At 72.3% G+C, this 18,249-nt stretch carries 18 protein-coding genes and 1 pseudogene; 13 read left to right on the top strand and 6 right to left on the bottom strand.

All coding sequences use genetic code 11. From position 1 onward, the window contains the following. Window positions 1-22: 22 nt before the first annotated feature. Both ACIBAF_RS11160 and ACIBAF_RS11155 read left to right on the top strand, forming a co-directional pair. Window positions 23-1,540, top strand: coding sequence for a glutamate--cysteine ligase (locus ACIBAF_RS11160; protein WP_399462894.1), 1,518 nt, complete (start codon window positions 23-25; stop codon window positions 1,538-1,540). A 436-nt stretch (window positions 1,541-1,976) separates the two neighbouring features. Then, on the top strand, window positions 1,977-2,717 hold the full coding sequence (locus ACIBAF_RS11155; RefSeq protein WP_399462929.1) for a CPBP family intramembrane glutamic endopeptidase: 741 nt from the start codon (window positions 1,977-1,979) through the stop codon (window positions 2,715-2,717). Between the two features lie 267 nt (window positions 2,718-2,984). On the opposite strand, the gene ACIBAF_RS11150 is transcribed toward ACIBAF_RS11155, so the two are convergent. Then, a complete protein-coding gene (locus ACIBAF_RS11150; protein ID WP_399462893.1) occupies window positions 2,985-3,794 on the bottom strand; it encodes a PhzF family phenazine biosynthesis protein in 810 nt (269 codons plus the stop codon). Between the two features lie 191 nt (window positions 3,795-3,985). Here ACIBAF_RS11150 and ACIBAF_RS11145 point away from each other — a divergent pair, with 191 nt between their 5' ends. The 6 genes from ACIBAF_RS11145 (at window position 3,986) to ACIBAF_RS11120 (ending at window position 9,729) form a co-directional block, all read left to right on the top strand. Continuing rightward, the gene (locus tag ACIBAF_RS11145) at window positions 3,986-6,787 is read left to right on the top strand and encodes a LuxR C-terminal-related transcriptional regulator (protein WP_399462928.1); all 2,802 of its coding nucleotides are present in this window, start codon (window positions 3,986-3,988) and stop codon (window positions 6,785-6,787) included. 158 nt (window positions 6,788-6,945) lie between these two features. Continuing rightward, the gene (locus ACIBAF_RS11140; protein WP_399462892.1) at window positions 6,946-7,161 is read left to right on the top strand and encodes a hypothetical protein; all 216 of its coding nucleotides are present in this window, start codon (window positions 6,946-6,948) and stop codon (window positions 7,159-7,161) included. Next, window positions 7,158-7,790 carry an HdeD family acid-resistance protein gene (locus ACIBAF_RS11135; RefSeq protein ID WP_399462891.1) on the top strand — a complete coding sequence of 211 codons (633 nt, stop codon included), beginning with the start codon at window positions 7,158-7,160 and terminating at the stop codon, window positions 7,788-7,790. Before ACIBAF_RS11140 ends, ACIBAF_RS11135 begins: the two co-directional genes overlap by 4 nt. Before the next feature lie 172 nt (window positions 7,791-7,962). After that, on the top strand, window positions 7,963-8,397 hold the full coding sequence (locus tag ACIBAF_RS11130) for an SHOCT domain-containing protein (protein WP_399462890.1): 435 nt from the start codon (window positions 7,963-7,965) through the stop codon (window positions 8,395-8,397). A gap of 42 nt (window positions 8,398-8,439) precedes the next feature. Further along, window positions 8,440-8,874 (top strand): hypothetical protein, encoded by a 435-nt coding sequence (locus ACIBAF_RS11125; protein ID WP_399462889.1) that lies wholly within the window; start codon window positions 8,440-8,442, stop codon window positions 8,872-8,874. A 15-nt stretch (window positions 8,875-8,889) separates the two neighbouring features. Beyond that, entirely contained in the window at window positions 8,890-9,729 is an 840-nt protein-coding gene (locus ACIBAF_RS11120) for a class II glutamine amidotransferase (RefSeq protein WP_399462888.1), read from the top strand. 46 nt (window positions 9,730-9,775) lie between these two features. Here the strand turns inward: ACIBAF_RS11120 and ACIBAF_RS11115 are convergent, their stop codons facing one another. Then, a complete protein-coding gene (locus tag ACIBAF_RS11115; protein ID WP_399462887.1) occupies window positions 9,776-10,579 on the bottom strand; it encodes an SDR family NAD(P)-dependent oxidoreductase in 804 nt (267 codons plus the stop codon). Between the two features lie 114 nt (window positions 10,580-10,693). Here ACIBAF_RS11115 and ACIBAF_RS11110 point away from each other — a divergent pair, with 114 nt between their 5' ends. Further along, window positions 10,694-11,311 carry a PadR family transcriptional regulator gene (locus ACIBAF_RS11110; RefSeq protein ID WP_399462886.1) on the top strand — a complete coding sequence of 206 codons (618 nt, stop codon included), beginning with the start codon at window positions 10,694-10,696 and terminating at the stop codon, window positions 11,309-11,311. A gap of 58 nt (window positions 11,312-11,369) precedes the next feature. Here ACIBAF_RS11110 and ACIBAF_RS11105 read toward each other — a convergent pair whose 3' ends face one another. Beyond that, window positions 11,370-11,798, bottom strand: coding sequence for an SRPBCC family protein (locus ACIBAF_RS11105; protein WP_399462885.1), 429 nt, complete (start codon window positions 11,796-11,798; stop codon window positions 11,370-11,372). A gap of 296 nt (window positions 11,799-12,094) precedes the next feature. Here ACIBAF_RS11105 and ACIBAF_RS11100 point away from each other — a divergent pair, with 296 nt between their 5' ends. The 3 genes and pseudogenes from ACIBAF_RS11100 to ACIBAF_RS11090 all read left to right on the top strand — a co-directional run. Then, on the top strand, window positions 12,095-12,679 hold the full coding sequence (locus tag ACIBAF_RS11100; protein ID WP_399462884.1) for a Clp protease N-terminal domain-containing protein: 585 nt from the start codon (window positions 12,095-12,097) through the stop codon (window positions 12,677-12,679). 106 nt (window positions 12,680-12,785) lie between these two features. Continuing rightward, on the top strand, window positions 12,786-13,790 hold the full coding sequence (locus tag ACIBAF_RS11095) for an EamA family transporter (protein WP_399462883.1): 1,005 nt from the start codon (window positions 12,786-12,788) through the stop codon (window positions 13,788-13,790). A gap of 284 nt (window positions 13,791-14,074) precedes the next feature. Further along, a pseudogene (locus tag ACIBAF_RS11090) lies at window positions 14,075-14,367 on the top strand (EamA family transporter); the annotation flags it as partial. Window positions 14,368-14,451: 84 nt separating this feature from the next. Here the strand turns inward: ACIBAF_RS11090 and ACIBAF_RS11085 are convergent. Both ACIBAF_RS11085 and ACIBAF_RS11080 read right to left on the bottom strand, forming a co-directional pair. After that, window positions 14,452-15,084 carry an FMN-binding negative transcriptional regulator gene (locus ACIBAF_RS11085; protein WP_399462882.1) on the bottom strand — a complete coding sequence of 211 codons (633 nt, stop codon included), beginning with the start codon at window positions 15,082-15,084 and terminating at the stop codon, window positions 14,452-14,454. Next, window positions 15,084-15,767: a pyridoxamine 5'-phosphate oxidase family protein gene (locus ACIBAF_RS11080; protein ID WP_399462881.1), complete on the bottom strand. Its 684-nt coding sequence runs from the start codon at window positions 15,765-15,767 to the stop codon at window positions 15,084-15,086. The genes ACIBAF_RS11085 and ACIBAF_RS11080 overlap by 1 nt, the downstream gene beginning before the upstream one ends. 35 nt (window positions 15,768-15,802) lie before the next feature. Here ACIBAF_RS11080 and ACIBAF_RS11075 point away from each other — a divergent pair, with 35 nt between their 5' ends. Next, the gene (locus ACIBAF_RS11075) at window positions 15,803-17,134 is read left to right on the top strand and encodes an aminotransferase class I/II-fold pyridoxal phosphate-dependent enzyme (RefSeq protein WP_399462880.1); all 1,332 of its coding nucleotides are present in this window, start codon (window positions 15,803-15,805) and stop codon (window positions 17,132-17,134) included. 100 nt (window positions 17,135-17,234) lie between these two features. Here the strand turns inward: ACIBAF_RS11075 and ACIBAF_RS11070 are convergent, their stop codons facing one another. Next, window positions 17,235-18,203: a DMT family transporter gene (locus ACIBAF_RS11070; RefSeq protein WP_399462879.1), complete on the bottom strand. Its 969-nt coding sequence runs from the start codon at window positions 18,201-18,203 to the stop codon at window positions 17,235-17,237. Window positions 18,204-18,249 lie beyond the last annotated feature (46 nt).

Below are 18,249 nucleotides of genomic sequence, written 5' to 3'. Positions count from 1 at the left end.
CCATGCGAGGAGGGACGCTTCGATGGGGGAGAAGGTCGTGGCAGGCGCGTTCGACCTGTCCGATCGTCAGCACTACCGGGACAAGCTGCGGCGGTGTCTGACGGGGCTTGAGCGGCTCCTGGCCCAGAAGCGCTTCGACCGCCCCAAGAACCTCATGGGGCTCGAGATCGAACTGAATCTCGCGGGCGCCGACGGTCTGCCGAAAATGCTGAATGGGCAAGTGTTGGAGAGGATCGCGAGCCGAGACTTCCAAACAGAACTCGCCATGTTCAACCTGGAAGTGAACATAGCCCCACATCGATTGGGCGGTCGGGTATTCGACAGGCTCGCGGAGGAACTCCGTACGTCACTGGCATATGCCCATCGAAAGGCGAGCGAGGTTGATGCGGGAATCGTGATGATCGGTATTCTGCCGACTCTCGACCGGGACGACCTGGTCTCGTCCAACCTTTCCGACGTCGACCGCTACACGCTCCTCAACGACCAGATCGTGGCTGCCCGAGGAGAGGACTTCGCGCTCGAGATCGACGGAGTGGAGCGGCTGTCGTGCACCTCGAAGTCGATCGTGCCCGAGGCGGCCTGCACCTCCGTGCAGCTGCACCTGCAGGTCACGCCGGGCCGTTTCGCCGCGGTGTGGAACGCGGCGCAGGCCGTCACCGCCGCGCAGATCGCCGTCGGCGCCAACTCGCCGTTCCTGTTCGGTCACGAGCTGTGGCGGGAGTCGCGGCCCCCGCTGTTCCAGCAGGCCACCGACACCCGGCCGCCGGAACTCCAGGCGCAGGGCGTGCGGCCGCGGACGTGGTTCGGGGAGCGGTGGATCAGCTCGGCGTACGAGCTGTTCGAAGAGAACCTGCGCTTCTTCCCGCCGCTGCTGCCCATCTGCGACGAGGAGGACCCGCTGGAGGTCCTGGCGGCGGGCGGGGTGCCCTCGCTCGCCGAGCTCGTCCTGCACAACGGCACGATCTACCGCTGGAACCGGCCCGTCTACGGCATCGCCGACGGCGTACCGCACCTGCGGGTGGAGAACCGGGTGCTGCCCGCCGGGCCGACGGTGACGGACGTGGTGGCCAACGCGGCCTTCTACTACGGCGTCGTCCGGGCCCTGGCCGAGGAGTCCCGGCCGGTCTGGTCCCGGCTGCCGTTCGAGGCGGCCGCGGCCAACTTCGACGCGGCCTGCCGGTACGGGATCGACGCGCGGCTGCAGTGGCCGCGGCGGGGGCGGCTGGGGGGTGTGGTCGAGGTGGACGCGGTGAGTCTCGTCCGCGACGAGCTGCTGCCGCTGGCCGAGGCGGGGCTGAACGGGTGGGGGGTCGAGCCGGCCGATCGTGATCTGTATCTGGGGGTCATCGAGGAGAGGTGCCGGCGGCGGGCCAACGGGGCGACGTGGCAGGTGGCGACGTTTCACCGGGCGGTGGAGGCGGGGTTGTCGCGGGATGCGGCGCTCGCCGTGACGACGCGGAGGTATGCGGAGCTGATGCATCGTGGGGAGCCTGTGCACACCTGGCCTGTCGGGGCGCCTGAGGTCGTTCCCCTCGGGTGAGGCCTGAGGCCTGAGGCCTGAGGCCTGAGGTCTGAGGCCTGAGGCCTGAGGTCTGAGGGCTTTGCGTGGTTCGCCGTCTGCTAGCGCGTGGGGGCTGGGCGTGGCGGGAGGGGCCGAAGGGCGGCAGGCCGCTCCGCGCCGCGGCCGCGGTGTCCCGGCGGCGGTGAGGACGAGGGCGGTGGCGACGGCCCCGATGCGTCCGCGCGTCCGAGGGCGGGGGTCGCTGCCGCCCGCCCCGCGCTGATCGGGCAAGCTGTGACGTCCCATGACGGTGGCGACCCTCCCTGCCGGCCTGTCGTCCCCCGTGGCGCAATCGCTCCGCACGACATGCGGCAGGGGCGGGGATGCGGCCAGTTCACGCAACTGGAGGCACGTGTGCAGGTGGAGGCAGGGGTAGGTGGCTGATTCTCTTCCGCAGGAGCGGCTCTCGCGACGGATGCTCCGGGACGAGACGCTGCTCGTTCTGGGGCTTTCGCTCGGTGCGAGCGGTGTGTCCGCCCTGATCAGTTTTGTTGGATCGGTCACCAAACCGGGAGGCCTGAAGGACCAGGCGGCGACCCTCAACGCGTCGGCCGCGCCGGGCCGTCCGTGGCTCGATCTCGCCTGGCAGCTGTTCGGGATCGCCTCGGCGCTCGTCCCGGTCGCCCTCGTGGCGCATCTCCTGCTGCGCGAGGGACAGGGGCTGCGGACGCTGGGCTTCGACCGCACCCGGCCCTGGTCGGACCTCGGCCGCGGGGCGGCGATAGCGGCGGTGATCGGCAGCACCGGCATCGCCTTCTATCTGGCGGCCCGCGGTCTCGGCTTCAACCTCACGGTGGTGCCGGAGGCGCTGCCGGACGTGTGGTGGAAGTACCCGGTGCTGGTGATGTCCGCGCTGCAGAACGCGATCCTCGAAGAGGTCATCGTCGTCGGCTATCTGCTGCGCCGGCTCGGCCAGTTGGGCTGGACGCCGGGCACCGCGCTCGTCGCCAGCTCCGTGCTGCGCGGCTCGTACCACCTCTACCAGGGCATCGGCGGGTTCATCGGCAACATGGTGATGGGCGTGGTGTTCGTCTACCTCTACCGGCGCTGGGGGCGGGTGGGGCCCCTGGTCGTGGCGCACTCCCTGCTCGACATCGGGGCCTTCGTGGGATATGCGCTGCTGGCGGGGAAGGTGGGGTGGCTGCCCACGGCGTGAGCCACCCCACCCCGGGCGACTCGGTGTCTACGGGACAGCCCTCAGGGCCTGTCCGGCGGATCATGCCGGAGACGCGGGGCTTGGCACGCCTGCCTGCGGCGTTGTCGTCGGTTGCCGACTCCCCCACTCTCGGCTTCGCTCGAGCGGGAGGGACCCCCATCGCGTCGACGCCCTCCTCCGCCTTGCATTCAGACGCACCAAGCCCCGCTCACGTGCGCTGATGAAGCGCGCCGCTGCTTTCCTCCGACTCGATCCGCCGGACAGGCCCTAGGCGAGCAGCTCGCCCTCGATGACCGTGACCGCGCGGCCGGTCAGCAGGGTGCGGTCGCCGCGTACGTCGGTGCGGACGCGGCCGGAGCGCGGTGAGGCCTGCAGGCCGGTCAGCGGGGTGCGGCCGAGGCGCTCGGACCAGTAGGGGGCCAGGGCGGTGTGGGCGCTGCCCGTCACCGGGTCCTCGTCGATGCCGAAGTTCGGGAAGAAGCAGCGGGAGACGAAGTCGTACCCCAGCTCCGGGTTCTCGGCTCGGGCGGTGGCGATGATGCCGCGGCGGGAGTAGGCGGCCAGGGCCTTGTGGTCCGGCCGCAGGGCATGGACGGTCGTCTCGTCGGCGAGCTCGACCAGCAGGTCGCCGACGTGCGGGCCGGTGTCGTGGCAGTCGAGCGGCTGGGCGCCCAGGGCTTCGGCGACCCCGGCCGGGACCTCGACCCTCGTCAGCGGGGCGGTCGGGAAGTCCAGGGTGATCGAGCCGTCCCCGGCGGGCGTCGCGACGAGGACGCCGCTGCGGGTGGCGAAGCGCACCGGCCCCTGGTGGGCGCCCGTGGTGTGCAGGACGTGGGCCGTGGCGAGCGTGGCGTGGCCGCACATGTCGACCTCGGCGACGGGGGTGAACCAGCGCAGGGCCCAGTCCGCCTCGCCGCCCTCGGGGAGCGGGTGGGCGAACGCCGTCTCGGCGTGGTTGACCTCCAGGGCGATGCTCTGGAGCCGGTTGTCGTCCGGGAAGGCGTCCAGGACGAGGACCCCGGCCGGGTTGCCGGCGAAGGGGCGGTCGGTGAAGGCGTCGACGATTCGAATCCGCATGCCGGTGACGGTAGGGGGTCGGCCGAGCCGTCGGCCAAGGCCAATCCGCGAGTCCTGGCCCGATTCCGCCGACCCCCGGTGAGCAGGCCGCACCGTGGGCTGCTGGCCCCCCGAAGCGCATCCGGGGCGCAACCCTGGGATCCTGGGAGCGAGCGCTACCCATGATCTGACGACCACGGGCGGTGAGCACCATGGCCGGCGTCGAGGAGGTCGGTCCGCAGCCGACGGCTGCGGACGCGGATCCCCAGGGGGATCCGTTTCTGCGCACCCGGTTCGTCGTACCGGCCCGGCCGGTGACGTTCCTGCGGCGTGAACGCCTGGTCAAGCACCTCGACGAGGCGCTGCGGACACCCCTGACCATGGTCAACGGCGCGGCGGGCGCGGGCAAGACGCTCCTGGTCGCCGACTGGGCCGCAGCACGCGAGGCGCCCGTCGCCTGGCTCACCACCGACGAGGCGGAGCAGGGCCCCGGCATGCTCTGGGCGTACCTGCTCCAGGCCCTGCGCGCCGCGGGCGTCCCCCTGCCCGCGGAGATCGGCTGCCCCGCGGACGCGAGCCGCGTACCCCCGACGCTGTTGGCGCGGCTCGCCGCCGAGCTGTGCGCCCGGGACCGGCCGGTGACCGTGGTGCTCGACGAGTACGACCGGGTCACCGACCCGCAGATCGCGGAACAGCTGGAGTTCGTACTGCACCACGCCGGCGACGGTCTGCGCCTGATCCTCGTCAGCCGCACCGAACCGCTGCTCCCGCTGCACCGGTACCGGGCGGCCGGCCGGCTCACGGAGATCCGGGCCGCGGAACTGGCCTTCACCTGCGAGGAAGCGGCCGAGCTGCTGGACCTGCACGGTCTGCGGCTGCCGGCGCGCGCCACACAGGGGCTCGTCGAACGCACCCGGGGCTGGGCCGCGGGACTGCGGCTGTGCGCCCTCGCCGCGCGGGAGAGCCCGGATCCGGAGAGGTATCTGAAGGAGTTCGAGGCCGACCGCACCACGGTCGCCGACTTCCTGCTGGCGGAGGTGCTCAGGCGGCAGACCCCCGAGACGCAGGACGTCCTGCTGCGGGTCAGCGTCCTCGACCGTTTCTGCCCAGGGCTGGTGAACGCGCTGACCGAGCGCACCGACGCCGGGCCCATTCTGGCCGGTCTGTGCCGCGACAACGCGTTCGTCGAGCACCTCGCGCAGGACTGGTACCGGCTCCACCCGCTGTTCGGGGAGATCCTCCGGGCCCATCTGCGGATGCGGTCGCCGGGCCTGGAACCCGAACTGCACCGGCGGGCCGCGCGGTGGCTGCGGGGCTCGGGATCCCTCGCGGAGACACTCGGGCACGGCGCGGCCGCGGGCGACTGGGAGTTCACCGCCGGCGCCCTCGTCGACGACCTCGCCATCGGCTGGCTCTTCACCGGCCTGCGCTCCGACGAACTCGCCGAACTGTTCTCCCGGATGGGGCCGGAGGCCAGGAGCCCTGCCTCGGATCTGGTCCGTGCGGCCCGTGAACTGTCCCGCCGGGAGCTCGGCCGCGGCCTGACCCACCTGCGCCGCGCGGAGGAGAGCCTCGCCGCCGAACTGGGCCTGACCGAAGCCGAGTTGGGCCTGGCGCAGGATCCGGGGGAGCTCGTGGGGCCGGGGGAGCCGGGGGAAGGCGGCTCGGCGGGGGGACATGACGGCCTCGCGGCCGAAGGCGCGTTGACGGCGGCCGGGTGGAGTCCGGCGGGCGAGGCGTCCGGCCTCGTGGCGGTCCGGTTGAGCTGTGCGCTGCTGGAGGCGCTGGCCGCCCGGCTGACCGGGGCGCCCGGCCGGGCGGAGCTGGCCGCAGCGGCGGCCGAGACCCTGCGCGACCAGGTCCCCGCTCAGCTGCTGGAGAGACATCCCGAACTCACCGCCCTGCTGCTGGCCCACCTGGGCTCGGCGCGCCTGTGGGCCGGGCGGTTCGACGATGCGCGTGCCGCCCTGTCGAGGGTGGCCGGGGCCTCGGCAGGCGCGTCCACGGCGCTCGCCCGGGAGGACTCGCTCGGCCGGCTGGCTCTGATCGACTACCTGAACGGCTGGCCCGGCAGGGCGGAACGCACGGCGCGGGCCGCGCTGACGGAGACGGAGCGTTACGGCCTGCCCCAGCCGTCCGGTTCCGGCATGGGACGGCTGGTCCTGGCCGCCGTCGCCGTGGACCGCGACGAGCTGCGCCGGGCCCGGGCACTCCTCGACGAAGCGGCCAGGTCGCACCCCGCGCTGAGGGACCCGGTCCTGGAGGCGGGCCGGGCCATCGCCACCGCCCGCCTGCACCTGGCCCGTGGCGACCTGCGCGCCGCGCGTGCGGCCGCGGAAAGGGCCGTGCCCGCGGCCGTGGTCTCCCCCTGGGCGCAGGGGCAGACGGCGCTCGTGGTCTCCGCCGCGCACCTGGCCGAGGGCCGCCCGGAGACGGCCTTCGAGGTGCTGCGGGCGATGCCCGGCGAACAGCCGGCGTGCGCGGTGGGGGCCGCGCGGGCCCAGCTCGCCGCGGGTCGGCCCGGCGCGGCGGCCGACCTGCTCGACGGCGTCCGCGCCGAGGGCCGTGCCGGCCCGGCCGTGACCGTCCGCGCCGCGCTGGTGCTGGCGCAGGCGGCGCACGAGTCGGGCGACGTGGTCGACGCGCGCAGGCTCGTCGCCCAGGCGCTGCGCGAGGCACGACGTGAAGGGCTGCGACGTCCCTTTCTCGAAGCCGGACCGTGGATCCGCCCTTTCCTGGCCGCTGCCTCGTCGAGGGGACCGGCCGCGGACTGGCTCACCCCCGGCGTGCCGCCGTCCGACGGTCCGCCGCCCCCGGTCGTCGAGGAGCTGAGCGGGCGCGAGCGCGACGTGATGCGCAGGCTGGCCCTGATGATGTCGACGGAGGAGATCGCCGCCGATCTGTATGTCTCGGTGAACACGGTCAAGACGCACCTCAAGAGCGCCTACCGGAAGCTGGCGGTCAACCGCCGAGGCGACGCGGTACGCCGCGCCCGCGAGCTGAACCTGCTGTGACCCGGTTCCTGACGGCCCTGGGCACGTCATGGTCCTGGGCACGTCCGGCCGTCCTGCCGTCTATCACCTCCACCGGGTGAAGCCGTCCGTCCTCCCGGCACGGAGGATCGTGGGGAAAGGCGCAGTCCGCCTGTCCCAGGCCGTCCCGGGAGCAGCTCATGCGCTACGAGATCCGCGTCGACGGACAGATGTCGGAGGCACTGACCAGGGCCTTTCCGGAGCTGGACCATGTGGTCATGTCCGGTCAGACCGTCCTGTTCGGATACGTCGTCGACGAGGCGCACCTGTACGGGCTGCTGGCCCGCTGCCAGTCCCTGGGGCTGCGGGTCCTGGAGATGCGCCAACTGCCTGCCGGGCGCGAGGAGGAGTCATGAGCGTGTCGCCTGGTCCCGCACCGCACAACGGGCCGGCGGGGAACGATCCCGCCGAGGCCCTGGCCGTGCTCGGCCGCTCCTGGACGTGGATCCTCGGCTCGGCGGTCGCCACCTTCGTACCGGGCGTCCTGATCCTGGTCTGGCCGGACGAGACCCTGCACGTCCTGGCGGTCCTCATCGGCCTGTACCTGCTGGTGACCGCGGTGTTCCGGTTCGTCGCGGCCTTCGCCCGGGAGGACCACGGCGAACGGCTGACCGGCCTCCTCCTGGCGATGCTGTACCTGGTGGCCGGGGTGCTCTGTCTGAGACACCCGCTGCAGACGATCGCGGCGCTCTCACTGATCGTCGGCGTCCTGTGGCTGGTGTCCGGCATGCTCACCCTCTACACGGCCCTCGCGACCAAGGACCTCCCGCACCGGGGCGTCGTCCTCGGCGCGGCGGTGTTCGCCATCGTGGCGGGGATCGTGGTGCTGGCGCTGCCCGCCGAGTCGGCCCGCGCGCTCACGCGGCTGCTCGGCCTGTGGCTCGTCCTGCTCGCTCTGGTCGAGGCGGCGGTCGCCTTCGCGTGGCGGGCCGCGCTCCGCAGGGCGCGCACCGCGGGGCCGGGGGCTCCCGCCGGAACGGTCTGAACAGGGCTGCTCCGGCTGAACAGGACTGCTCCGGCCCCCCGGCGCAGACTCTCACCCGTCTCGGGTGAGGCCGCGGGCCGCTTGCCGTGGGCACGCTGACAACGGCACGCGACGGCATGTCGGGTCACCGGATGCCGGGATGGCGGGCGAACGCCCGGAACGGAGGAGAGACATGAGTGGGGACACGTACCTCGCGTACGACTATCCGCTGCTGAGCGCCTTCTGGACCATGCTGGTCTTCTTCCTGTGGATCATGTGGTTCGTCCTGCTGTTCCGGATCGTCGTCGACGTCATCCGCGACGACGATCTCGGCGGCTGGGCCAAGGCCGGCTGGCTGGTGTTCTGCATCGTCCTGCCCTTCCTGGGCGTGTTCGTCTATGTGATCGCCCGGGGCAAGAACATGGGGCGCAGGGAGATCGCGCAGGCGCGTGAGCAGCAGAAGGCCTACGAGAGCTACATCCGCGAGACGGCCAGGGGCGCCGACACCAGCCCCACCAGCAGCGTCGACGAACTCGCCCGGCTCTCCGAGATCCGCGCCCGCGGCGACATCACGGACGAGGAGTTCGCCAAGGCCAAGCAACTGGTCCTGAACGGCTCCCGTCACTGAACGCCCCCAACGAGCCGAACGACACCGAATCGAGGCATCGGGATGACGACACACTCCTCTCACGCGCCGTCGGTCGAGCGGCACACGGCCAAACAGCACTGGGCCGAGGGCCTGACGATCTTCGCGGCCGTCACGCTCATGCTCTCCGGAGTGCTCGACGTCTTCCGCGGCATCATGGGAATCGCCGAGGACGACATCCTCATCACGACCCGCAACTACGTCTTCCAGTACGACGTCACCGGCTGGGGCTGGGTCCATCTCGCGCTGGGCGCGGTCGCCGTGATCGTCAGCCTGGGACTGTTCCAGGCGTCGATGTGGGCGCGGGTCGCGGGCGTGGCCATCGCCGGGCTGATCGTCATCGCCAACTTCCTGTCGCTGCCGCAGTACCCGGTCTGGTCCGTCGTGATGATCGCCTTCTCCGTGTTCGTCATCTGGGCTTTGTGCGTGGTGAAGCCGGACAGGTTCGAAGACCGCTGACCGAAGGGCTGGACGATGTGCCGTTGGCTCGCCTACTCGGGCACCCCCGTGCTGCTTGAAACGATTCTCTATCGACCGGCGCACTCGCTGATCGATCAGAGCCTGCATTCCAAGATGGGCGTCGAGACGACGAACGGCGACGGCTTCGGCGTCGGTTGGTACGCGACCGACGGGGAGAACGGGACCCCTGCCGTCGTCCGGGAGATCGGCCCTGCCTGGAGCAACCGCAATCTGCGGGAGATCGCCGGTCATGTCCGCTCACCGCTGTTCTTCGCCCACATCCGGGCCTCGACCGGCTCGGCGGTGCAGCAGACCAACTCCCACCCGTTCCGGCACGGCCGCTGGATGTGGATGCACAACGGCGCCATCGCCGACTTCCACCGGATCCGCCGGGACCTCGCCCTCACCGTCGACCCGGAGCTCTTCCTCGACATCGAGGGGTCGACGGACTCCGAGATGATGTTCTTCCTGGCGCTCACCTTCGGCCTGGAGGAGGATCCGCCCGGCGCCGTCGCCCGGATGGCGGGCCTGGTGGAACGCGTTGGCCACGAGCACGGGGTGGAGTTCCCGCTCCAGATGACGGTCGCCGTGACCGACGGGGAACGGCTGTGGGCCTTCCGCTACTCGAGCCAGGGCACCTCACGCTCGCTCTTCTACAGCACCCGCGTGGAGACACTGCGGGCGCTGCACCCCGACATGGCGTTCCTGCGCGGGGTCTCCGACGAGACCCGCCTCATCGTCTCCGAGCCCCTGGGCGACCTGCCCGGCGCGTGGAACGAGGTCCCCGAGAGCACCTACGGCGTCGTCCAGCCAGGAGGCGACGACATGGTCCACTTCGCCCCGCAGGCCGCGTAGGGCGCGCTGGTGCACAGGCTCGTGGCGCACCCCCGCTGCGCGCGGCTCAGTGCACCGAGAACCCGCCGTCGACGAAGATCGCCTGTCCGGTGACGTAGCCGGAGCCGCGGCCGGCCAGGAACACGGCGGCTCCGGCGAAGTCCTCGGCCAGGCCGTTGCGCCCGACCATCGTGCGTGCGGCGAGCGCCGCCACCCGGTCCGGGTCGGACGACAGCCGCGCGTTGAGCGGCGTCATGACGAAGCCGGGCACCAGCGTGTTGCAGGTGACGCCGTGCGGCGACCACGCCTCGGCCTGTGAGCGGGCCAGCGACTCCAGCGCCCCCTTGGACACCCCGTAGGCGCCGCTCTGGACGAACGCCCGGTGTGCCTGCTGGGAGCTGATGTGGATGATCCGTCCGAAGCCCCGCTCGGCCATGCCGGGTCCGAACCGTCGGCCCAGCAGGTAGGGCGCCTCCAGGTTCACCGCCATGGTGGCGTCCCAGACCTCCTCGTCCAGCTCGCCCATCGGCGGCCGCAGGTTGATCCCGGCGCTGTTGACGAGGATGTCGGGCTCACCGAACGCGTCGACCGCCTGTTCCGCCGCCGCGCGCACCCCGTCGCGGGTGCTCAGATCGGCGCTCACCCAGGCCGCCCGGCAGCCCTCGGCCGTCAGCTCGTCGACCGTGGCGGCGAGTTCCGCCTCCTTGCGCGCCACGACCACCACGCTCGCCCCCGCCCGGGCGAGAGCCCCGGCGACGGCCCGGCCGATGCCGGAACTGCCGCCGGTCACCACGGCGACCCGGCCGTCCAGTGAGAACAGGTGAGAGAGGTAGCCGTTCGAGGCGGTGTGCGAAGTGCCGTCCGATGCCATGTCCGCACTCTAAAGGGCAGAGCCTTGCCAAGCGAACTGTTCCGATATATCGTTGACGCATCGCGACAGATCAGCGATGGAATGAACAGAGATGGCAGAAACGGAGTGATGGCAATGCGCGACCACGGATTCGACGGTGGACATCGGCGGCGCGGCGAGGGACGGCGTGCGGCTTTCGGGCCCTTCGGTCCGGGTGGTCCGGGGTTCGGTCCCGGCGGCCCGGGCGGTCCTGGTTTCGGTGGCTTCGGTCCCGGCCCCTGGGGCGGGCGAGGGCGCGGCGGACCCAGGGGGAGGGCGCGGCGCGGTGACGTACGAGCCTCGATCCTGGCCCTGCTCAAGGACCGGCCCATGCACGGTTACGAGATGATCCAGGAGATCGCCGAGCGTAGCGGCGGGGCGTGGAAGCCCAGCCCGGGCTCGGTGTACCCGACCCTCCAGCTCCTGGAGGACGAGGGCCTTATCGCCAGTGCGAGCGAAGGCGGCAAGAAGCTGTTCTCGCTCACCGAGGAGGGTCGCACGGCGTCCGAGGAGGGCACGGAGGCCCCCTGGGAGGAGGCCACGCGCGGGGTCGACTGGGAGGCTCTCGGCGAGATCCGCCAGGCCGGCTTCGGTCTGATGGAGGCCTTCGGACAGGTCTGGAAGACCGGCAGCAAGGAACAGCGCGAGAAGGCGCTCACGGTCATCAACGACGCCCGCAAGAAGCTGTACCTGATCCTCGCCGACGAGGACTGACCGCCGTCGTACGACGAGGGCGAGGCGCCCCGTGGAGTCTCCACGGGGCGCCTTCGCGTCAGGCGACCAGGCCGCCCAGTTTGCGCAGGGACTCGTTCAGCGCGGCCGTCCCCGAGTCCTTCAGCTTGCCCGCCATCAGTGACACGGCCGCGCCCGTGAACTCGCCGTCGATGCGGACCTTCGTCGCGTCGCCGTCGGGGGTGAGGGTGTAGCGCGTGGCGACGGACACCGCCATCGGGCCCTTGCCGCGGATGACCAGCACCCGGGCCGGTTCAAGCTCCGCGACCGTCCACTCGACCTCCGCCGGGAAGCCCATCAGCTTCATGTTCTCCTGGAAGGTCGCGCCCACCTCGAGGGTCTCGGGGCCGCCCCCGGGGAAGTTGGTGTGGGTCGCGTTCCACGCCCCGTACGCCGGCCAGTCGGTGAGCTGGGCCCACACCTTCTCGGCCGGCGCCTGGATGCGTGCCTCCGCGCTGACTTCGGCCATGCGTCCACCTCTTCGTATCGCTCTGTGTCGGGCTCTGCATCGGGCAACTCGGGCTGCGGTGTCGCGGAACGTAGCTCCACCGACTCGAACATTCAATACTGACGGACCGTCAGGAAGTGCCGGAAGACGGTTGAGTGAGGGGTGTGCGGCAAGGCGGCGCGCGCCCCTGAGGGGGAATCGGCCCGATCTCATCCGTAGGGAGGAGATTACGACGTCCACGGTCCGCTCTGCGTGGGACCCCAAGATGCTCCCTTCCGGGGATGACGGCGCCCTGCCGGGACTGATGGGGTGGGGATGTGCAACCCCGCATTCCCCGGCAGACGCCCCGCGAACAGGCGGCGCACGCCATGGACGACGATCCCCGGTTCGGCGCCGAGTCCGCGGCGGCGCTCGCCGCCGCCCGCAGGCGGGCGGTCCGGGACGGGGACCGGCAGATCGACACCGCCCACGTCCTGCACTCGCTCCTGGAGCATGACCCCCAGGCCCGCGCGGCCTTCGGCGGCGGACCCCAGCTCGCCCGGCTGCTCGGCTACCTCGTCCAGCGCAGCATCGGCTACGGCCTGAGCTGGCAGAGCGGCGTCGAGGACTCCGGAGCACTGCCCGTCGTGACCGTCGTCGAGGGCTTCTCGCCGCTGGTCGCGGCCGCGCTGGAGCACGCGTGCGCACGGGCCGACCGGCGCGACGGCGCGCCGGCCCGGGGCGTCGACCTGCTCGCGGCGATCGTCGCGGACCCGCAGGCGCGGGCCGTCGAGGTCCTCACCCACGCCGGCGTCGACGTGTACGAGCTGCGCGCACGCATCGAGGACGGCCTGGAAGAGCCCGACGAGGACGGCCTGGACGGCCGCGAGGCGTACGTCGGAGGCGGCGGCCCCGCCTACTGAGCACCCTTATCTCGCTCCGAGGGCGACCCTTCCGGCCTTTGCGACCCGTCCAGCCGATGAGACAGGTGTCAACGGGGATGACGCTCATGTCGTCGCCTGTCATCATGTGGCCGTGCATACGTCTGTGAGCAGTCAGGGCAACCGCGGGAAGGGCATCGGACTCGGTCTGGCGGTCGGGTCGGCCATCGCCTTCGGCGGATCCGGGGTCGCGGCCAAGCCGCTGATCGAGGCGGGCCTGGACCCGCTGCACGTGGTGTGGCTGCGGGTGACCGGCGCGGCCCTGGTGATGCTGCCGCTCGCGGTGCGTCATCGCGCGCTGCTGCGCACCCGGCCCGCGCTGCTCGCCGGGTTCGGTCTGCTCGGCGTGGCCGGAGTGCAGGCGTTCTACTTCGCGTCGATATCCCGGATCCCGGTCGGCGTCGCGCTGCTCGTCGAATACCTCGCGCCCGCCCTCGTGCTGGGCTGGGTGCGGTTCGTGCAGCGGCGGCCGGTGACGCGGGCCGCCGCGCTCGGCGTGGTCCTCGCGGTGGGCGGGCTGGCCTGTGTCGTCGAGGTCTGGTCGGGGCTGAGCTTCGACGCCGTCGGACTGCTGCTCGCGCTGGCCGCGGCCTGCTGTCAGGTCGGCTACTTCGTCCTGTCCGACCAGGGCAGCGCCTTGGGCGACGACGCCCCCGATCCGCTCGGCGTCATCGCGTACGGCCTCCTCGTGGGCGCCGTCGTGCTGACCGTCGTCGCCCGCCCCTGGGGCATGGACTGGGCCGTGCTCGCGCACACCGCGGCGATGAACGGCGCCGACGTCCCCGCCTGGCTGCTGCTCGCCTGGATCGTGCTGATCGCGACGGTCGTCGCGTACGTCACCGGCGTGGTCTCCGTGCGTCGGCTCTCCCCGCAGGTGGCGGGCGTGGTGGCCTGTCTGGAGGCGGTCATCGCGACCGTCCTCGCCTGGGTGCTGCTGGGGGAGCATCTCTCGGCGCCGCAGATCGTCGGCGGCGCGGTGGTGCTGCTCGGCGCGTTCATCGCGCAGTCGTCCGCTCCCGCCAAGAGCTCCCCGGAGCCGGTGGCCGCCGGTGGTCCCGAAAGGGAGTTGTCGGCCCGCGGCACGGCCGCCTAGGTCGTGTCCGCAAAGTAGCGCCGGCTGCCCGGAGGTCAGGGCTCGCGGCGTCCGGTGCGTGCGATCGCAAGGCGGAGGGTCGCCCTCGTACCGGGTGTACGTGGGCGATCCCGACAACGCGGCGAGCGGGCGTGCCGGGCGTCGCGAGCCAGGCGGGACTTTGCGGACACGACCTAGGGCGCCGATCATGTCTTCGAACGCACTCGTTCCACCGCCTCCGGCCGCCTGAGGCGGGCTCTCCCGAGCCCGCCCGGCAGACGCTGCCGGGCGGAACGGTGGTCTCCCTGTCCGTGCGGCGGGCCCTGCTCTACCTGATCGCGCGGGCGCCGCCTGGGGTACGGCCGGCGCCGTCGCCCTGTCGTTCTGGCGCTGCGCGGCCGGGCTGGTCGTGCTGCTGGCCGCCCGTCCCCTGCTGCGGCCGCGCGCCGCAACCTCCACGTCGCCCGTGCCGACGCCCGAGCTGCTGCGCCGCAGGGCACGCCGGACCACGATCACCGGCCTGGGGCTCGCGGTCTTCCAGACGGCGTACTTCGCAGCGGTGTCCGCCGCCGGGTACAGCGCGATGACCCTCCTCACCCGGCGCTGGGGCCGGGACGGCGGCTCTACGGCAAGCAGGGCTGAGGGCGGTGCTCAAGGCGACCGCCCGCCCGCCCCCGGGCCGTCAGGCCCGGCGACGTCGCAGGAGGTGGGCGAGGGCCGCCGCGTCTCCCGGGCCGCCGCGGGCGGTCAGGCCCGTGGCGATGCGGTCCTGGGTTTCGGGCGGTCGGTGGGCCGCGTACTTGAACTTCGCTCGCACGGCGGTCACTTCGAGCCGGATGCCTCGGATGCCGGAGAGCATGCGGCCGTACGGCTCCTCGCCGACCGTGGGCCGGGCCGAGCCGCCTTCCGGCTGGAAGTGGCCCAACTGGCGATGGAGCAGCTCGGCCTTGGCGGCCGGGTCGTCCACGATGTGCGCCGTGCAGCGGAGTTGGACCGCCGTGTAGAAGCTCGTCGGGGTGCCGTGCTCGGCGGGGGCGCCCGGCGGCGCCTGCCACGGGCCGGGGACGAAGACGTAATCGTCGACGACGCTCAGCGTCACCGTCGGATGTGCCTCCAGGGCGGACCACAGCGGGTTGGGCCGGGCCAGGTGGGTGACGGCGTCGCCCCCGTCGGGGTCGTAGGCGAAGTGCAGGGGCTGGACGAACGGGGGCTCGCCCGACGGTCCGTTGACGGCGAGCTGGCCGAAGTCATGGGCGGACAGCCACTGTTGCCACTCGGCGTCCTCGCGAGGCGCGTCCCAGGGATGGATGAGCATCACAACACCGCGAGGTAGTCGGGGAGTTCGGTGCCGGGGGCGAGGTCGGCCTCCGGGAGGGGAGCGCCGTAGCCCTTGCGCAGCGGGAGCACGCCGGCCCAGTGGGGGAGGGCGAGGTCCTCCGGCTCGTCGTTCACGCCGCCCGTGCGGGACTTGGCCGAGACCTCGTTCAGGTCGAGGCGGATCACCGCGGTCGCCGCCAGTTCCTTCTTGTTGGCGGGGCGCGAGTCGGCGGCCCGGCCCGGGACGACGTGGTCGACGAGGGCGTCGAGCGCCGTCCGCTTCTCCTGCGGGTCCGTGACGTCGTGGGCGATGCCGTGCACCACGACCGAGCGGTAGTTGATCGAGTGGTGGAACGCCGAGCGGGCCAGGACCAGACCGTCCACATGCGTGACCGTCAGACACACGGCCAGCCCCGGGTCCGCCTGTCCCGTCATCCGCAGCGGGCGCGAGCCCGTCGAGCCGTGCACGTAGAGCGTCTCGCCGACCCGGGCGTACAGCGTCGGCAGCACCACCGGCGCGCCGTCGCGGACGAAGCCGAGGTGGCAGACGTAGCCCTCGTCGAGTATGGCGTGCACCAGATCCTTGTCGTACGAGGCCCGCTCCGAGCTCCGCGTGGGGATCGTGCGGCCGGTCGGGAGGTAGGCGGCGGCCTGTGTCGTCGTCTCGGGGGACCCCTGCATGGCGCTCTCCATTGCACTAGTGCATAATAGACTTTGTGCTAGGAGAGTATCCGATCAAAGGTCGGCGCGCAGCAGACATTTCCGCGAGCATCGAGGCGGCGGTGGGTGCGGGTGAACTGAGTCCGGGGCAACTGCTGCCTCCCATGAGGGAGTTGGCGACCGCGCTGGAGGTGAACCCGAACACCGTCGCGGCCGCGTATCGCACCCTGCGGGAGCGCGGGGTGATCGAGACCGACGGCCGCCGGGGCAGCCGGGTGCGGTCGAAGCCCGCCACGACCGGGCGCGAGTTCATTCGGGTGGAGGTGCCGGAGGGCGTGCGGGACGCCGCGGCCGGCAACCCGGACACGGCTCTGCTGCCGCCGTTGGCGCCGGCGTTCGCATGGGCCGCCGCGCAGGGCGACCGGGAGCCGGTTCTGTACGGGCATGCGCCGGTGGAACCCGAGCTCGCCCGCCTGGCCCGGGCCGAGCTGGACGCGGACGGCGTGCCGGCCGGACCGGTGGCCGTCGCCTCCGGCTCCCTGGACGCGATCGAGCGCGTCCTCGCCGCGCATCTGAGGCCGGGCGACACCGTGGCCGTCGAGGATCCCGGGTGGGGCTCGCTGCTCGACCTCGTGCCGGCGCTTGGGCTGCGCACCGTGCCGGTCGGCCTCGACGACGAGGGACCGCTGCCCGACGACGTGCGCCGGGCCCTGGAGGCCGGGGCCCGCGGCCTGATCGTCACCGACCGGGCCCAGAACCCCACCGGTGCGGCGGTGAGCGCCGCCCGCGCGCGTGCCCTGCGCGCCGTGCTGCGGGCACACCCGGGGACCCTGCTCGTCGAGGACGACCACGGGCATCGGATCGTCGACCTCCCCCTGCACCCCCTCGCGGGCGTCACCCGGCACTGGGCCTTCGTGCGCTCGGCCGCCAAGGCGTACGGTCCCGACCTGCGGTTCGCCGTCCTCACCGGGGACGACGTCACGCTCGACCGGGTGCGTGGGCGGCAGCGGCTGGGTCCCGGCTGGGTCAGCCGGATCATCCAGCGGGCGGTGCTGCGGCTGATGGCCGACGGGGCGGTCGACGCACGGGCGGTGGCGGCGGCGTACGGCGACCGGCGGAACGCGCTGATCGCTGCGCTCGCCCGGCGGGGGGTCCAGGCGCGGGGGCGCAGTGGGATGAACGTCTGGGTTCCCGTGCCGGACGAGACGGGGGCTGTCGCCCGGTTGCTGCATGCGGGCTGGGCGGTCGCCCCCGGGGCGCGGTTCCGGATGGCCTCTCCGCCGGGGATTCGGATCACCGTGTCGACGTTGGCGGAGGAGGAGATCGAGGCTCTGGCCGGTGTGATCGCTTCCGCGGTGGGGCCGTCACCATTGCGGAATCATGCCTAAGGGCTGTCCCGTAGAGGCGGGGCTTGTTCTGCGACTGCGACTGCGCTGTGGCTTGTCGCGCGGTTCCCCGCGGCCCCTGGGCGCGGCGCCTCGCCCGGGCTCACGACCTGCCCCTCGCCTGGGTCAATGCCGCTCCCGCCAGGACGACGGCTGCTCCCACCGGCGTCGACCAGCTCAGGTGTTCGCCCAGCAGGGCGACTCCCGCCGCCGTTGCTATGACCGGGATGAAGTACGTGACCATCTGGGCCGTCGTCGGGCCGACCTCCGCGACCAGGCCGTACTGGACGAGCAGGGCGAGGCCCGTGCCGAGCGCGCCCAGAGCGGCCGTCGCGAGCAGGGGAGCGACGGGGAAGTGGGTCGGGAAGGCGGTGAACAGCGGGGTGACCACGGCCAGTTGCACGGTGGCCAGGAACAGTTGCGCGCCGGTCATCGACAGGGCCGAGGAGCCGGTGTGGGCCAGGGTGCGGCGCAGGTAGATCCAGCCGATCGGGTAGCTGAGCGAGGCCAGCAGGGCCAGGGTCGTGCCCCGGGCGTCCAGGCCGTGGAAGCCCTGCCAGGCGCCCAGCACCGTGAGGACGCCGAGGAAGCCGAGGCCCAGGCCCGCGACGCGCAGCCGGGTCGGCCGGTCCTCCGACAGGGCCACCAGGGACAGGGCCATGCCCCACAGCGGTGAGGTCGCGTTGCAGATGCCGGCGAGGGTGGACGGGATCGTCAGCTCCGCGTACGCGAAGAGGGAGAAGGGCAGGGCGTTGAGGAGGAACGCGGACACGGTCAGATGCGCCCAGGTGCGCGCCCCGCGCGGGAGCCGCTCCCGCTTCACCGCCATCGCGGCCGCCAGCACCGTCGTGCCGAACAGCAGCCGGCCCAGCGTGACCTGGAAGGGGGCGTAGCCCTCGGTGCCCACCTTGATCAGCAGGAAGCTGAAACCCCAGATCAGCGACAGCGCGCCGAAGCGCAGGCGCCAGTCGAGAGTGCGCCGGGGGTGGGCGGGGGCTCCCGCCCGGACAGGGGTTTCGCAGGCTTCGAGGGAGGACGAGCCGGGGGCGGCCGGCGGCGTGGCGATGGGCATGGGTCAAGGGTGCCGAGACTTACCGCGTAGCACAATCGAGAATTTT

The sequence above is a fragment of the Streptomyces sp. NPDC051677 genome (genome assembly GCF_044453465.1).
In the GTDB taxonomy this organism is placed as follows: Bacteria; Actinomycetota; Actinomycetes; order Streptomycetales; family Streptomycetaceae; genus Streptomyces.
The sequence above is the reverse complement of the archived record's forward strand: the minus strand, read 5'-3'. Positions and strand labels throughout refer to the sequence as shown.

What these genes read in the sequence shown, in the direction of transcription:
- ACIBAF_RS11160 (WP_399462894.1), top strand. Translation starts at nt 23, where the DNA reads ATGGGGGAGAAGGTCGTGGCAGGCGCGTTCGACCTGTCCGATCGTCAG.
- ACIBAF_RS11155 (WP_399462929.1), top strand. Translation starts at nt 1,977, where the DNA reads ATGCTCCGGGACGAGACGCTGCTCGTTCTGGGGCTTTCGCTCGGTGCG.
- ACIBAF_RS11150 (WP_399462893.1), bottom strand. Translation starts at nt 3,794, where the DNA reads ATGCGGATTCGAATCGTCGACGCCTTCACCGACCGCCCCTTCGCCGGC.
- ACIBAF_RS11145 (WP_399462928.1), top strand. Translation starts at nt 3,986, where the DNA reads ATGGCCGGCGTCGAGGAGGTCGGTCCGCAGCCGACGGCTGCGGACGCG.
- ACIBAF_RS11140 (WP_399462892.1), top strand. Translation starts at nt 6,946, where the DNA reads ATGCGCTACGAGATCCGCGTCGACGGACAGATGTCGGAGGCACTGACC.
- ACIBAF_RS11135 (WP_399462891.1), top strand. Translation starts at nt 7,158, where the DNA reads ATGAGCGTGTCGCCTGGTCCCGCACCGCACAACGGGCCGGCGGGGAAC.
- ACIBAF_RS11130 (WP_399462890.1), top strand. Translation starts at nt 7,963, where the DNA reads ATGAGTGGGGACACGTACCTCGCGTACGACTATCCGCTGCTGAGCGCC.
- ACIBAF_RS11125 (WP_399462889.1), top strand. Translation starts at nt 8,440, where the DNA reads ATGACGACACACTCCTCTCACGCGCCGTCGGTCGAGCGGCACACGGCC.
- ACIBAF_RS11120 (WP_399462888.1), top strand. Translation starts at nt 8,890, where the DNA reads ATGTGCCGTTGGCTCGCCTACTCGGGCACCCCCGTGCTGCTTGAAACG.
- ACIBAF_RS11115 (WP_399462887.1), bottom strand. Translation starts at nt 10,579, where the DNA reads ATGGCATCGGACGGCACTTCGCACACCGCCTCGAACGGCTACCTCTCT.
- ACIBAF_RS11110 (WP_399462886.1), top strand. Translation starts at nt 10,694, where the DNA reads ATGCGCGACCACGGATTCGACGGTGGACATCGGCGGCGCGGCGAGGGA.
- ACIBAF_RS11105 (WP_399462885.1), bottom strand. Translation starts at nt 11,798, where the DNA reads ATGGCCGAAGTCAGCGCGGAGGCACGCATCCAGGCGCCGGCCGAGAAG.
- ACIBAF_RS11085 (WP_399462882.1), bottom strand. Translation starts at nt 15,084, where the DNA reads ATGCTCATCCATCCCTGGGACGCGCCTCGCGAGGACGCCGAGTGGCAA.
- ACIBAF_RS11080 (WP_399462881.1), bottom strand. Translation starts at nt 15,767, where the DNA reads ATGCAGGGGTCCCCCGAGACGACGACACAGGCCGCCGCCTACCTCCCG.
- ACIBAF_RS11070 (WP_399462879.1), bottom strand. Translation starts at nt 18,203, where the DNA reads ATGCCCATCGCCACGCCGCCGGCCGCCCCCGGCTCGTCCTCCCTCGAA.